Raw genomic sequence first — 14772 nt, 5'->3', positions numbered from 1 at the left:
GTTATTTTTTAGGGAGAGTAAAACAGATTCATGAAGCAAAGCTTGCAGCTTAGAGTCAGTCAACAACTTGCAATGACCCCTCAATTGCAGCAAGCCATTCGCTTGTTGCAGCTGTCTACACTTGAGCTTCAGCAAGAAATTCAACTCGCCTTGGAAACCAACCCACTTCTTGAACAAGAAGAGTTAAATTCCGAGTCTGAATCTATTGACTCCCTAAATGAAAATGCCGATACCAGTGAGCTCGATACTAAAGACGCGCTCGAAAACCATGATATGCCAGATGAACTCCCTTTAGATACTAATTGGGATGAAATATATACGGCAGGAACACCGTCAGGGACCAGTAATGATTATAATTTTGATGAACTCCCTGTTTACCAAGGTGAAACAACGCAAACATTGCAAGATTACCTGACGTGGCAAGCTGAGCTGACCCCTTTTACTGATACGGACAGGGCAATAGCCACCGCTATTATTGATTCAATAGATGATTCCGGTTACCTGACAACAGCAGTTTCTGATATACATGAAGGGATTGATAACCCAGAGATTAGTATTGAGGAAGTCATTGCTGTCCTTAAACGTATTCAGCATTTCGACCCACTGGGTGTCGCAGCACAAGACTTAAAAGAGTGTTTATTAATTCAATTGTCACTCTACCCTAAAGAAACTGATGGGCTACAAGATGCGAAGCTCATTATTAGTAACCATATTGATTTACTGGCTAACCGTGATTTTCGCCAGTTAGGTAAATTAACTCGCTTAAAAGAAGATGCGCTCAAAACCGCGATAGACCTGATTTTAACGTTGAATCCAAAACCTGGCCAATCTATCAATACCGGGGAATCGGAATACGTCATTCCTGATGTTTTAGTGAAAAAAATCGCAGGGCACTGGCAAGTTGAGTTAAATACAGATAGCATCCCTAAGCTAAGCATTAATAACCATTATGCTTCGATGCTGAATAATTCAGCGAGTGAAGATGACTCCCAATATATTCGTAGTCATCTGCAAGATGCAAAATGGTTGATTAAAAGCCTTGAGAGCCGCCACGAGACACTATTAAAAGTCGCGACTTGTATTGTAGAACAGCAACAAGAATTCTTTGAGCTGGGAGAGGAGTACATGAAGCCAATGATACTGGCCGATATCGCCTATCAAGTGGACATGCATGAATCAACTATCTCACGAGTGACAACTCAAAAGTTTCTCCATAGCCCACGAGGCATTTTTGAGTTGAAATATTTTTTCTCCAGCCATGTTAATACGGACACAGGTGGCGAAGCCTCCTCAACCGCAATTCGAGCATTGGTGAAAAAACTGGTTGCTGCTGAAAACCCAGCAAAACCATTGAGTGACAGTAAATTGACGAGTATGCTGGCTGAACAAGGCATTCAAGTCGCTCGCAGAACTGTTGCTAAGTATCGAGAATCGTTATCCATTCCGCCCTCTAACCAGCGTAAACAACTGGTTTAATTGATAAAATAAGGAAGATTGTATGGAATTTCAGATTACTGGACACAATATTGAAGTTACTCCTGCATTGCGCGAGACTGTTGAGAAAAAACTCAAAAAATTGGAACAATTATTTGATCGTATTAATAATATCCAAGTTGTCTTGAAAGTTGAAAAAGTTCAGCAAATTGCGGAAGCAACCGTGCAAGTCAATGGAGCGGATCTCCACGCATCAGCGGAAGAAAACGATATGTACGCCGCTATAGATATACTCGTAGACAAACTGTCGCGCCAATTAACCAAACATAAAGAAAAACTGAGACAACATTAATACATTGATACGGCTTATTAATGAGCCGGATAATGTTTCAAACCAGATGGTGGGATACACCATCTGGTTTTGTAGTCCTAAGTGAACAATAAAATGAATAGTGATATAGAAATCCAGTTAAACGTTGTTTTATCATCAGCCTGTACACGTAATAATATTGTGTGCACCAGTAAAAAAAGAGCTTTAGAAATTATTAGTGAGCTGGCTGCCGTTGAATTGGAATTACCTGAAAATACGGTATTTGAAGCGTTATTAACCAGAGAAAAAGTTGGCACAACAGGTATTGGTGGTGGTATTGCCATTCCTCATGGAAAGCTGAACGAAGGTGAAAGTAGCCGTGCTGTCGGTGTCTTTTTGCATTTAGAGGAGCCGATTGCGTTTGATGCAATTGATAATCAGCCTGTTGACTTGTTGTTCGCGTTACTTGTGCCATCAGACCAATGTAAAACGCACTTGCATACATTGTCGCTTATCGCCAAAAAATTAGCCGATAAAACGCTCTGTAAACGCCTACGCAGTGCACAAAGTGATGAAGAGCTATACCGCATAATTACAGAGTAAGTGATAAATTATGTATCTTGCCATATGCAAATGATATTGTTATGGTTTCTAAGTAATATTATTTGGCAAATACTGCTTTTCAAGAAGCACATTATTAGGAAACAAAAGGGAGCAAGCTCATGGTGCTGATGATAGTCAGCGGCCGTTCCGGTTCGGGGAAATCCGTTGCCTTACGTGCGCTGGAAGATATGGGTTTCTATTGCGTAGATAACCTACCGGTTGTATTACTACCGGAGTTAGCGAATTCACTGGCTGATCGTAATATTTCAGCAGCGGTAAGCATCGACGTGCGTAATATGCCCGACAATCCAGAGATTTTCGAAGAAGCGATTGATAAATTACCTTCAACCTTCTCTCCTCAATTATTGTTTCTAGATGCCGATCGTAACACGCTTATTCGCCGTTACAGTGATACTCGTCGACTACACCCGCTTTCAAGTAAAAATCTTTCACTTGAAAGCGCAATAGATGAAGAAAATGAGCTACTTGAGCCTTTACGCTCTCGGGCTGATTTAGTTATCGATACTTCTGAAATGTCCGTTCATGAATTAGCTGAGATGCTAAGAACACGTTTGATGGGCAAACGTGAGCGTGAACTGACAATGGTGTTTGAATCTTTTGGCTTCAAACATGGTATTCCTATTGATGCAGATTATGTATTCGATGTGCGCTTTTTGCCCAATCCGCACTGGGATCCGAAATTGCGTCCAATGACAGGCCTTGATAGACCCGTGGCTGCATTCTTAGATAGGCATACTGAAGTCCATAACTTCATTTACCAAACCCGTAGCTATTTAGAATTATGGTTACCGATGTTAGAAACCAATAACCGTAGCTACTTGACTGTCGCAATTGGCTGTACCGGGGGTAAGCACCGTTCAGTGTATGTCGCTGAACAACTTGCCGACTATTTCCGCTCTCGTGGTAAAAATGTGCAGTCACGCCACAGAACGTTGGAAAAACGCAAGTAACAGCAATGACCGTAAAAGCCACAATAACGCTCAAAAATCGGCTTGGAATGCATGCAAGGCCTGCTATGTTACTCTATGATTTAGTTAAACAATTTAACTCAAGAGTTATTTTGCGTAATAATAATCAAATTGAGGCTGAGGCCGATAGCGTTATTGCGATGTTGATGTTAGACTCAGAACAAGGCAGTAATATTGATATTGAGGTTAGCGGCCCAGATGAAAATCAGGCATTATCCGCAATTATTAACCTGTTCGAAAGTGGGTTTGACGAAGAGTAGTCAATTCAAACCTAACGATAAAAATATCAATCTGTATTTTTTACAAAGGTAGGCTTAGAGATCGTGATCATGATCTCTTCCCTTTAAAGCGTATAGCGCCTAATATTTTAAACAAACTTATTTCTAGCGACACCCCCTACCTTATGGGTGGGGGGTGTTTGCTTTGTATGTCTCTATTGGAGTGTGGTATGACAAAGCCAACAATTATTATCAATGATTTAGATGCTGAACGTTTAGATGCACTTATGGAACAGCCGGCTTATGCGGGCACACCGGTTGCCGATGCGCTCAATGATGAACTTGACCGTGCGGATATTCTGACCCCACAAGAAATGCCTGCTGATGTGGTCACGATGAACAGTACCGTTCGCTTTTTGGATTTAATCAGCAACGAAGAGCGCACACGTACCTTAGTTTACCCGGCGTCACTGAAAGATAGCGCAGAGCAGCTGTCTGTTATGGCACCGATTGGTGCGGCCTTATTAGGCTTGCATGTCAACGATGAAATCAGCTGGGAACTGCCAAACGGCGTTCAAACACGTGTTCGCGTACTTGAAATTGTTTATCAGCCAGAAGCGGCTGGTGAGTTTCACCGTTAATCTCGACAACGGCTGAATTAAGGAAGGCTTAGCGAAAAAAGTTTTATTTAAAAAACTCTGGTAAGTCCTCTAACATATTCAGGCACTCAATTGAGTGCCTTTTTTGTTGCTTTAAAATGAGCAAAGTAGAAAACTATTCTCCCGCAATACTCATTTCAGGGATCAATACCGAACCACACTGAATATTGCTACGAGTTTCAATATCATCAGCGATAGTGACCATATTCGCCCACATATCTTTTAGGTTCCCAGCAATGGTAATTTCACTCACAGGGTATTGAATTTCACCGTTTTCGACCCAAAAACCTGAAGCCCCACGAGAGTAATCCCCCGTAATACCACTAACCCCTTGGCCCATTAATTCAGTAACAATTAGCCCTGTTCCCATTTGTTTCAGCAATGCATCGAAAGAAAGGCCTTGCCCTGCAATACGCCAGTTATGGATGCCACCCGCGTGACCCGTACTTTGCAGACCTAACTTTCTTGCGGAATAGCTGGTCATCAACCACGTTTGCAAAACACCATTTTCAACAATATTGCGTTCACAGGTACGAACACCTTCGCTATCAAAAGGAGATGACGCCAACCCACCCATTAAATGAGGTTGCTCATTGATAGTTAGCCAGCTTGGTAAAATTTGCTTTCCTAAGCTATCCAATAAAAAAGAGGATTTACGATAAATACTGCTACCACTAATGGCGCCGACTAAATGACCAAATAGACCGGTTGCCACTTCTGCTGCAAAAATAACAGGGGCTTTCATTGTCGGTAATTTACGTGGCGATAAACGAGATAAAGTACGGCGGGCACACTCCTGCCCAACCCACTCAGGCGACTGTAATGCCCCTAAGCTACGGCCAATCGTATAAGCGTAATCACGCTCCATTTCACCATTTTGCTCAGCAATCACACAGCTCGACATTGAATAACGGCTAGAACAGTAACTTTGCAACATGCCATGGGAGTTACCAAATACGCGAACCCCATAGTGGCCGTTAAAACTTCCACCTTCCGTGTTTACAATGCGTGAGTCTGCATTTAATGCTGACATTTCCGCAATCGACGCTAAGCGGATCGCTTCTTCAGGAGAAAGCTCACTCGCTTGGAACAGGTTGAGGTCTGGTGCTTCAAAAGCCAGCAAAGATTTGTCTGCTGGCCCTGCACACGGGTCTTCTGAGGTGTAGTTAGCAATATCAATTGCCGCCTGAACAGTCCGTTCAATGGCTTCAGGGCTTAAGTCTGTAGAAGACGCACTGCCTTTACGTTGTTGATGATAAACAGTGATCCCTAGCGCGCCATCACTGTTAAACTCAACATTTTCGACTTCCCCTTGGCGGGTACTCACACTAATCCCTGTGCTTTTGTTTACTGCGACTTCCGCGGCATCACAACGTGTTTTGGCAAATTCTAATGCGTGTGCGACGGCTTCTTCGAGTTTTTTGCGTTGTTCGGTGACTTGTTCAGTTACACTCATGCTTTAGTCCAATCAATAATGTGGGGGAAACGTGATTTTCTGCCCTAACAAGCAAATGCTAGGTAGTCATAGAGGGGTTTTCCCAGTTACAATATATAATAGATGAATGTTAACACTCACAACACAGTAAATCATATTAATTACGCGTAATTAAACCACTGTGTTCGGTAAAAAGGAAAATCGATATGGCCAAACAGCCTGATGACTGGCTGGATGATATCCCAGCGCCGCAAGACGAAGAAGACGAGGAAATCATTTGGGTCAGTAAAAGCGAAATTAAACGCGATGCTGAGATCCTCAAAAAGTTAGGGGCTGAGCTCGTAGATTTAAGTAAAAGTGAGTTAGAGCGCATCCCGTTAGATACTCAATTACTTGAAGCCATTGAACTTGCCCAAAAAATCAAACGTGAAGGCCGTCGTCGCCAATTGCAACTGATCGGTAAATTATTACGTTCACGTGAAGTTGAGCCAATTACAGAGGCTCTGGATAAGCTTAAAAACCGTCACAACCAGCAAGTGGTCATTTTACATAAACTGGAAGACTTACGTACCCGTTTATTAGATGGCGGTGATGAAGTCATTGAAGACGTGGTTGCCCTGTTCCCACAAACAGACAGGCAACAACTGCGTGCATTAGTCCGTAATGCGAAAAAAGAGCGTGAAGGTAACAAACCACCAAAAGCCTATCGACAAATCTTTCAATACTTGAAAGATCTCTCTGAAATGGCTTAATGAATTATCCCCTATGCTGCGGCTAGGGGATTTTTCTTTGTAAATTAAGCAATAATCTGAAAAACCTAACAGCGTGTTGATAGCGCTGCCGAAACAACCTATCATGCCATTGTTAGTCATACTCTGACCCGTATTATCGCGGCTGCTGAACCCCGATAAATAATGAGGAAGATATGGATAATACCCGAAATAGAGCATGGCGCAGAGCCAAAGCTCGGATCAATAAATCCCGCGATCAACTAAATTCACGCCTAGTTGACTGCTATACACCTGAAAAAAACTGGAAACAGATGTACGGTCGAAGCGAAAAAATGATCCGTGCAGCCCAATTAGGTATGGCATACCCGCAAGTGAGTAATATACAGCTTGCCCGTATTAGCCTTGAAGAGACACACAATAACTCGTGAATATTTTATTCATTTGCAGTAAAAACCAATGGCGTAGTCCAACCGCTGAACAGATCTGGCGCAACCATGAAAGTTGGGTCACCCGTTCAGCGGGAACGAGCCGCAATGCGAGGCGCCCTGTTAATGCGGATTTAATCCGCTGGGCAGATGTAATTTTTGTGATGGAGCAAAAACATAAAAACCGCTTAAGAGCAGATTTCCCCCGCCTTTTGGAATACAAACCGCTTCATGTTCTGGATATTCCTGATGATTACCCCTATATGGACCCAGAGTTGATTGAAATACTCAAAACCAGTGTGCCGAGTATTCTTACCAACCATAACTAGCTAAAATGCGTTTTGATCGTATCAAGTAGTGTTCTGAACTCAGTATAGCCTTCTCTATCAAGAAAATGACCGGCTGAGCCTTCAATAATAACCTGTGTTTTTAAGGCATTAGCCAATGCTTTCGAAGACTCTGGTGACACAATTTCATCATTGGTTGATATAATCGATATTCGATTATTTGCCACTTGTATGAGTTCATCATAATTCAATGGTTCGCTTGTGTGGTGCTGTAATTCAGGCAATGTAGGTTGTTCTTCATCAAACCCTGATACCAATACATAACCCGCTACCGGCTGCCCTGCATTTTGAAGAAATCGTAATACGGTAACACAACCTAAGCTATGGCCAATCAAAACCGTATTTTCATCAATATCAAAAGGCAAGTGTTGTAAGCGCTGCTGCCATCTTTCAGGGTTGGGGGCTAATGAGTCAGGCATGGTAGGCACGTTAACAAAAGCGCCTAAAGCTTCGAGCTCTGATTTCAACCATGGAAACCAGTTTTTTTCAGGGGATGCGGTATAGCCGTGAACAATCAGGAATTTTTTTTCTTTTAGCGGAAATGCAGTACAGGTAACGTTATTCATCCTAAAGACCCCTATCAGCTCAGTTATCTTATTTAGACTTTACCATGAGTGATAGGAATATTAGTTAGAGCTTTTTGTTATATCTAAAGCAAAAATGAACTCTTCTTCCCACATATCTTGTGCGTCATTCATCACATCAATAACATCTGCGAATTGGATACGTTGTTCCGCAGTCATGTGTGAAAACGTGATAGTTACAGGTAACTCAATGCCTGCGGAAACCATGTCCCACAGGGCATCAAGATTACGACCAAACCAGTCAGGAAGAGAAAATTGCCGAGCAAATTGGTCATAAAAATCATTCAATGAGTTTATCTGCCTGAAATCAAAGCTCACCTGTTTGCTCATCACGATTTTCCTTTAGTTGACTTGTGTAAAGCTCTTATAATGGTCATGCGTCACAAAAATCATCCCATCAGATGAGTATAGCAAACGGTCTGCCCCACGATGGCCACAGCGATAATTAATGTCAGCTTCAAACCACTGGCGCCCTTGTGCAATGGGTAACCCTTTCTCACGGTTAGAAAAACGGTCGCCGCCAATCGCTCTTCCTGGTAATACATCGCAAAGATTGCCTTTTTTCGCATCCCATCCAGCTTCACGGGCTTGCTTCTTTGTCATATAAAAAGCGGGAAGTTTTTGATATTTTTCCATAAAACTAACGACATTATCTTGTGCGGTTAGTTTATCAATCGGTTGTGCTGTTTCTTTTGGCGTTATCGCTTCACGAGAAGGTGGATTACTTTGATTAACCGGTGGCTCAGATGGGGTTTTATCTCCACCATTAAAATACAGGCTAATCACAATCAAAATAGCCATCAACACGACGGGTAAAATACGTTTATTCATAACACCTCAGTTGTTTTGTGCTTTGCAGACACACAAACGCCCTAGTCACAACATCTCCAAGAGTTTGTCACAAGGGCGAGCAAAGCCTAATTTATATCATAACCGTGAAAATTAAGCGGTACCACCAACGGTCAGTTTGTCCAGTTTTAATGTAGGCTGCCCCACACCAACAGGCACACTTTGGCCTTCTTTACCACAAACACCAACGCCTTTATCTAGCGCTAGGTCATTACCGACCATTGAAATCTGCTGCATAGCTTCAACACCAGAGCCGATTAACGTTGCCCCTTTCACAGGAGAAGTAATCTTACCCTTTTCAATCAGGTAAGCTTCTGATGTCGAAAATACAAATTTACCTGAGGTGATATCTACCTGACCACCACCAAAGTTTGGTGCATATATGCCTTTATCCACACTTGCGATGATTTCTTCTGGCGTTGATGCCCCTGCTAACATGTAAGTATTGGTCATACGCGGCATAGGTAAGTGTGCATAAGATTCACGGCGTGCATTACCTGTTGGAGCAACTCCCATCAGGCGTGCATTCAGTTTATCTTGAATATAATTACGTAAAATACCATTTTCTATTAGGACGTTATACTGCCCGGGTACCCCTTCGTCATCAATGGCAAGGGAGCCTCGACGGCCTGCTATCGTGCCATCATCCACCACAGTGCACAGTGGTGATGCCACTTGTTCACCTATTTGACCTGAAAAAACAGAGGTGCCGCGACGGTTAAAGTCACCTTCTAAGCCATGGCCCACCGCTTCATGTAATAGAACCCCCGGCCAACCAGCGCCCAGCACAACTGGCATCATTCCAGCAGGAGCGGCAATTGCAGACAAGTTCACCAGCGCCATACGCACCGCTTCACGTGCATATTGCTCAGCAACCACTTGCCCTTGATGAATTTCCAAGAAATACTCGTAGCCATAACGGCCACCGCCGCCACTCGCACCGCGTTCGCGCTTGCCGTCATGTTCCACCAGCACGCTGACCGATAAACGCACTAATGGGCGAATATCTGCCGCTAAGGTGCCGTCTGTTGCAGCGACTAACACTTGCTCATAAACACCGGTTAAACTGGCATTGACCTCAATGACACGCGGGTCTTCTGCGCGAGCAATTTGGTCAACACGATGCAGTAAATCAATTTTTTGTTCCCGCGATAAGCTTTGCAGTGGGTCTGCCATTGAATACAGTTTTTTATATTCAACGTTAGTTAGAATTTGTGATTTACCAGAACCTTGCTCATTCACAATACTGCGTGCAGCAGTCGCACTTTGTGTCAGCGCATGTAGCGAAATTTGGTCTGCGTATGCAAACCCGGTTTTTTCACCACTGACAGCTCTCACACCAACACCTTGGTCGATATTGTAAGAGCCATCTTTGATGATCCTATCTTCAAGCACCCACGATTCATGGAAGCTCGATTGAAAGAACAGATCCGCATAATCCAGATGGCGCTCAGATAACAAACCTAAAATGTCATACAGATTTTCTTGCCCAAGGCGGTTGGCGGCCAGCAAATGTTCGCTGACAGAAGCTAAACTCATATTCGTTACTCTTTGGTTTCTTTTTTAATCAATGATGTCAATTGCGGTCTAAAGCGGTTGTGTTTTACCACTTTAATTTGCTCACGCATGACACTTAAGCTGTCTGTTTTAATATTCAGTACCGTAGAAGCGACTGCATCGACGTTCTTTTTCATCACTTTACCCCACCCATCAACTGCAAGGCTGTGCCCCCATGTGCGACGGGTACCATGCACACCGACTTGAGCAGGCGCTAAAATATAGCATTGGTTTTCTATCGCACGAGCGCGTAATAATGGCTCCCAATGTGCTTGGCCGGTATAACGGGTAAATGCAGCGGGTACAGAGATAATTTCTGCGCCTTGCTCACGTAATGCTTGGAATAAACCAGGAAAACGTAAATCATAACAAATTGTCATGCCAAGGCGACCAACGGGTGTATCAACGACGGTAATATGTTCACCGCGTTGATAAATTACAGACTCGTTATAAGTGCCTTGCTCGTCTTCGATATTGACATCAAACATGTGAATTTTGTCGTAGCGTGCTTTAATATTTCCTTCTGAATCAAATAATAAGCTACTACTTGTAATACGCTCAGGATCTTCACGGCTAACCATTGGCATTGAGCCAATTAAAATCCAAACATGATAACGTTTGGCCATTTCGCTGATCGCATTTTGCAAAGGGCCTTTTCCTTGCTCTTCCGCTTGTTTGCGATACGTTGCTGCATCCGCAAATAACAGTGCGTTTTCAGGTGTCAGTACTAACTCAACAGTTTCGGGTAACTGTTTGATTTGTTGTTCTATTTGCGCCAAATTGTGTTTAGTATTATTTCCGCTACATAACTGCAAAAGTGCAACGTTGCCATTTTTCATTACTCTTGAGTCTCCTTAAGTTGACGTAATACCTCATCAATTTTTGGCTCGTCCAAGCTACCTGTTACTCGGTAACGAATAACAGAAACTTTACTCCATAATGGACCGAGCACTTTCGTTGCTGCAAATACCGCAGCCCCAGCAAATGGATTTACCACAAACGCGGTTGCTACTCCTACTGTAGCAGATATTTCTGGTGTGATGACGGCTTCAACGTTAATTTGGCGTTTAACAAGGTCAATTTGACCATCAAATGAAATGTCTGCAACTAAACCATCAACATAGGTATTTTTCGAAACCAACACACCATTTTTAATCGTCGCATCACCTTTAATCGAGTCAAAATCGAAGTCATTACTAAACGTGTCGCTAAAATCAAATCGTAGTTTACGTAACAAGGCGTCAAAGCTGACTAGACGCAATATTTGCCCTGCCCGGCCACCGCCCATTTGGGCAATCGCACCTTTACCCAATTTCACAGACATTTTACCATTTAAAGAGGCAATATCGGGTGACCAAGGCAAATCGTCCCAATCTAAATCAAATTCAATAGTATAAGGTGATTGGATAATAGGAACTAATATACCAAAATAGGCCGCTGTTTCGTCGAAAGCATCACCCGTTAATGAGCCTGCAACTTGTGTTTTGTTGCCTTTTTTGCTGTCCCAAATAGCATCTAGCTTTAATTTCGTGACACTGTTATCTAGCGTACCGCCCGTCAATTGCAATAATGACCCTTTAGGTTGGATATTCGCGCTAATCTCCCCCAGTTTCTGCCCAGCAACCCAACACTCTTTACAGTGCAACTGTAATTGCGGCCATTGGCTAAAATCAAATTGGGTTGTGGCAAGGTCATTAATTTGGGCGCTCGTAGAAGCACTGGGATTGTAATACAAATAATCAATGGCAACCTGCCAAGGCTGTGAAGCAAATATTTGTAACGAACCTTTCAGGTTTTCACTATTGATATGAACCAGTTGCTCAGCCCGTTGTAGATCATAGGAAAAGTTGACTGCATTCCATTGCTGCCCTACGAGATAAATAGATGGAATATTGACCTCGAGCATGTCAGGTAAGCGAATATTCATACCGCCTTCTCGGCTATGGGAAGACACTAGCAGCCCTGCTAATTTCTCCCAGTTCATATCGGTAATAGCTGGCAAATTAACGACAAAAGTCGAGCTTTTAGGTAATTCAGGAATGCCATTACGCCATTGGGCAACATGGGCTTTTAATAAGCTTAAAGGCTTATCACTCAGCCCCCATTGAGTATTAAAACCAATGCGCTTACCAATATCACCACCAACCACCAACTGCTCTGTCGTTCCTTTCGCCTGAACATTGATTTGCCCAAGCTCGGCTAATAGAGCGCTATCAATAGCGGGTAGCTGGCTTTTCAGTTGTTTTAGCCCTGCGGTGACGTCTATTTGTAAACCTACTGGCTCTTTTGCCGTATTTGGAATGGTAATGGCGACTTGGCTTTTCCAGTCAGTGGTTCCTGACACTTTTTGCTTAATTTCAGTAGGCAACATTGCCAATTTATTCACTGCCCAGTTTCCGTTAATATTCACATCCACTAAATAATTTTTTGCTTGGTCTGTGGTGGTGAAGTCGACAGTTATCGGCTGTTCAAACCAATGGCCCCGCAGGTTTTCACCGCGTAAATCGCCATTGTTAAACTCAAAACTGCCCGTTAAAGCGGAAATAGTGCTATCAATCGGCTGAATGTATAAATCATTTTTATTGAGATTGACCTTCCCTTTGGCAACAACGTCCTTACCCGCTACCAGTGGAATAGATAATCCCAACTGCCCATTAACTGTTCCCCCAATTTGTAACTCTTCAAGCGTATCGCCAATTGAGTGGTTCATCGGGGTATGCACAAAATATTGTTGGATTTGTTTTCCTGTCCCACTGATATCCGCATTGATATACAACATTTCTTTAGTGTAATCCGGGATATTGGCATCAAGATTGGTTGCGGTGGCATCCGCCAATTTCACAGTTGGTGCATGCATATATAGCCCTGCACGCCTGAAGTCTAAATCCATATCCAAGTTCAATAACGCAGGCCATTCGCTGTCATATTCAAATGTGGCATCACGCAGAGGGACGTAAACTTGGAATTGCCCATCATTGTCATCATAAGGAAAATGAGCAGGATCACCTTTATAGACTAAAGTCGCGTTATCTACACTACCTGCGATAATCGCTTTCGTCAGGTAATCTGCCACATCTTGGCCCATTAATTTTTGGGGGAAATAACGCCATGCATCCCCCGCATCATCTAAACGAATTCCTGCGAGGATCGCGAGATCCGCATAATTTCCTTTTTTCGCTTTTGCGTAACGAAACTCACCATTTGCCCAAAGAGACTGAGCTTGTACATCTAATGATGGGCTCCACAATTTAAATTCACTGTCATTATTGACCCAATGGAATTGACCTGTTGCCGTTTTTATCAAAAAAGGGGCTTTAAATTCATCACGATAATCCACTTCACTATCTTGTAAGCGAACTGTGGCACCACCACTTTGCATTCCACCAATTAAAGCCCCCGAAAAATGGTTAACCGAAGGTAATTCTTTCCATTTTTTCCAGCTAACATTTTGCCAGTCCATGTTAAATTGTACGTTTTCAGGCAGATTTGGCGTGATATCAAGCGCAAATTCACTCACCACACCCGTTGGTTGGCGGTGTTGCCAATCCTGTACCATTTCAGGGGTTAAAAAGGAAAATGTGGGTAAAACTTCGCTTAAACGTTCAAGTTCAATATCTTTTGCACGGATGCGCCAATGGTCATTATCCTGATATTTCTTGCTGGCAGGCAAATACAAGACAGAGACGCTCCCTTGCGGCCAGATAAACTCATTGGTTTTCAAAGTATCAAGCTCAGGAATGTTAAATAACCACCCATTCCCCTGCCTTTTCATTCGCAAAAGCAAATCATTGACTTGCAAGTTTTGCGCTAATTCGCCCGTTCCCCAGTTAGCTTCACCTTGCCGTAGTTGAATAAGGCCACTATCAATCCGGTTATTTTTCAGGGTTACCCAAGAAGACAAACTAAAATTGGCATCCCGCAATGAGGTATTATCACGCAGCCAGCGGCTAAGCCATGGCTGCATGTCAATATTATCCGCTTGCAAATAAAAAACCCCATCACTTAACACGCCATTTTTATCTAACACATCAAGCTTTACTTGCAGATAACCATGCTGCTTATTAATGGTTTCAAGGCTTACAAAACCTTGAGCACGATGCCGTTCATTGTCATTAAGCCATGAAAGCTCAGGTAAAATCAGCGTTGTTTTTTGTTCAGAAGGTGTGAGAAAGGTTAATTGGCTTTCTTTTAATACGAAATGGTCGAATTGCCTTAAAAATAGATCTTCAATCCCATCTAAAGAGCCGCCTTCCGACGAGTCTCCAAAGCTAAAAGGAATTTTATAATCCACATTTAATTGGTAAAAGGTTAAGTCACGAAAACGCCAGCGTAGAGAAAATAACGAGCTCCAGATATCTAATTCAACTCTAATAGTATTCGCTGTGACATCGATGGCTTGATTCTGTAAAACCACATCAGATAACGTCAGTGCAGGACCAAAAGATTGCCAAGCCCCTTCGATTTTACCAAGCTGCACGGACATATCGGTCTTTTTTTCAACGTAATCGACCAAGTCTTGCCGATAATTATCGATATTTGGCAGAAGAAAACGCAGCCCTGACAACACTAATGCGCACAGCAATAATATAACCGCAGTCGTCACCAGTGCTACACGTGGCAGTCGTCTCACT

At 42.9% G+C, this 14772-nt stretch carries 16 protein-coding genes; 9 read left to right on the top strand and 7 right to left on the bottom strand.

Annotated features, from left to right (window positions below):
• Nucleotides 1-30: 30 nt before the first annotated feature.
• The 6 genes from rpoN (at nucleotide 31) to rnk (ending at nucleotide 4195) form a co-directional block, all read left to right on the top strand.
• The gene (gene rpoN / locus G6Q48_RS02300; RefSeq protein ID WP_166264315.1) at nucleotides 31-1476 is read left to right on the top strand and encodes an RNA polymerase factor sigma-54; all 1446 of its coding nucleotides are present in this window, start codon (nucleotides 31-33) and stop codon (nucleotides 1474-1476) included.
• Nucleotides 1477-1498: 22 nt separating this feature from the next.
• A complete protein-coding gene (hpf, locus tag G6Q48_RS02295; protein WP_102137933.1) occupies nucleotides 1499-1786 on the top strand; it encodes a ribosome hibernation promoting factor in 288 nt (95 codons plus the stop codon).
• Nucleotides 1787-1879: 93 nt separating this feature from the next.
• Nucleotides 1880-2347 (top strand): PTS IIA-like nitrogen regulatory protein PtsN, encoded by a 468-nt coding sequence (gene ptsN, locus G6Q48_RS02290; RefSeq protein ID WP_102137934.1) that lies wholly within the window; start codon nucleotides 1880-1882, stop codon nucleotides 2345-2347.
• A gap of 119 nt (nucleotides 2348-2466) precedes the next feature.
• Nucleotides 2467-3318: an RNase adapter RapZ gene (gene rapZ, locus G6Q48_RS02285; RefSeq protein WP_004258318.1), complete on the top strand. Its 852-nt coding sequence runs from the start codon at nucleotides 2467-2469 to the stop codon at nucleotides 3316-3318.
• 5 nt (nucleotides 3319-3323) lie between these two features.
• Nucleotides 3324-3596 (top strand): PTS phosphocarrier protein NPr, encoded by a 273-nt coding sequence (npr, locus tag G6Q48_RS02280; RefSeq protein ID WP_102137935.1) that lies wholly within the window; start codon nucleotides 3324-3326, stop codon nucleotides 3594-3596.
• Between the two features lie 188 nt (nucleotides 3597-3784).
• Nucleotides 3785-4195, top strand: coding sequence for a nucleoside diphosphate kinase regulator (rnk, locus tag G6Q48_RS02275; RefSeq protein ID WP_102137936.1), 411 nt, complete (start codon nucleotides 3785-3787; stop codon nucleotides 4193-4195).
• A gap of 133 nt (nucleotides 4196-4328) precedes the next feature.
• Here the strand turns inward: rnk and pmbA are convergent, their stop codons facing one another.
• Complete coding sequence (pmbA, locus tag G6Q48_RS02270) at nucleotides 4329-5669, bottom strand: metalloprotease PmbA (protein ID WP_102137937.1); 1341 nt, start codon at nucleotides 5667-5669, stop codon at nucleotides 4329-4331.
• A gap of 185 nt (nucleotides 5670-5854) precedes the next feature.
• Between pmbA and yjgA the strand changes: the two genes are divergently transcribed.
• The 3 genes from yjgA to G6Q48_RS02255 all read left to right on the top strand — a co-directional run bounded on the left by yjgA (nucleotide 5855) and on the right by G6Q48_RS02255 (nucleotide 7133).
• Nucleotides 5855-6400, top strand: a complete 546-nt coding sequence (gene yjgA / locus G6Q48_RS02265; protein WP_004258329.1) for a ribosome biogenesis factor YjgA — start codon at nucleotides 5855-5857, stop codon at nucleotides 6398-6400.
• Between the two features lie 173 nt (nucleotides 6401-6573).
• The gene (locus tag G6Q48_RS22730) at nucleotides 6574-6807 is read left to right on the top strand and encodes a hypothetical protein (RefSeq protein ID WP_102137938.1); all 234 of its coding nucleotides are present in this window, start codon (nucleotides 6574-6576) and stop codon (nucleotides 6805-6807) included.
• Nucleotides 6804-7133: a low molecular weight protein tyrosine phosphatase family protein gene (locus G6Q48_RS02255; protein ID WP_102137939.1), complete on the top strand. Its 330-nt coding sequence runs from the start codon at nucleotides 6804-6806 to the stop codon at nucleotides 7131-7133. The genes G6Q48_RS22730 and G6Q48_RS02255 overlap by 4 nt, the downstream gene beginning before the upstream one ends.
• Here the strand turns inward: G6Q48_RS02255 and G6Q48_RS02250 are convergent.
• The 6 genes from G6Q48_RS02250 to yhdP all read right to left on the bottom strand — a co-directional run bounded on the left by G6Q48_RS02250 (nucleotide 7130) and on the right by yhdP (nucleotide 14771).
• The gene (locus G6Q48_RS02250) at nucleotides 7130-7717 is read right to left on the bottom strand and encodes an RBBP9/YdeN family alpha/beta hydrolase (protein ID WP_166264313.1); all 588 of its coding nucleotides are present in this window, start codon (nucleotides 7715-7717) and stop codon (nucleotides 7130-7132) included. The genes G6Q48_RS02255 and G6Q48_RS02250 overlap by 4 nt on opposite strands.
• 60 nt (nucleotides 7718-7777) lie before the next feature.
• On the bottom strand, nucleotides 7778-8065 hold the full coding sequence (locus tag G6Q48_RS02245) for a barstar family protein (protein ID WP_102137941.1): 288 nt from the start codon (nucleotides 8063-8065) through the stop codon (nucleotides 7778-7780).
• A gap of 12 nt (nucleotides 8066-8077) precedes the next feature.
• On the bottom strand, nucleotides 8078-8566 hold the full coding sequence (locus tag G6Q48_RS02240; RefSeq protein WP_102137942.1) for a ribonuclease domain-containing protein: 489 nt from the start codon (nucleotides 8564-8566) through the stop codon (nucleotides 8078-8080).
• 111 nt (nucleotides 8567-8677) lie between these two features.
• The gene (tldD, locus tag G6Q48_RS02235; protein WP_102137943.1) at nucleotides 8678-10123 is read right to left on the bottom strand and encodes a metalloprotease TldD; all 1446 of its coding nucleotides are present in this window, start codon (nucleotides 10121-10123) and stop codon (nucleotides 8678-8680) included.
• A gap of 5 nt (nucleotides 10124-10128) precedes the next feature.
• Nucleotides 10129-10980, bottom strand: a complete 852-nt coding sequence (gene nit1 / locus G6Q48_RS02230; RefSeq protein ID WP_166264311.1) for a deaminated glutathione amidase — start codon at nucleotides 10978-10980, stop codon at nucleotides 10129-10131.
• Nucleotides 10980-14771 carry an AsmA2 domain-containing protein YhdP gene (gene yhdP, locus G6Q48_RS02225; RefSeq protein ID WP_166264309.1) on the bottom strand — a complete coding sequence of 1264 codons (3792 nt, stop codon included), beginning with the start codon at nucleotides 14769-14771 and terminating at the stop codon, nucleotides 10980-10982. The genes nit1 and yhdP overlap by 1 nt, the downstream gene beginning before the upstream one ends.
• Between the last annotated feature and the right edge of the window lies 1 nt (nucleotide 14772).

Source organism: Providencia sp. M-27 (assembly GCF_011077905.1).
In the GTDB taxonomy this organism is placed as follows: Bacteria; Pseudomonadota; Gammaproteobacteria; order Enterobacterales; family Enterobacteriaceae; genus Providencia; species Providencia huaxiensis.
The sequence above is the reverse complement of the archived record's forward strand: the minus strand, read 5'-3'. Positions and strand labels throughout refer to the sequence as shown.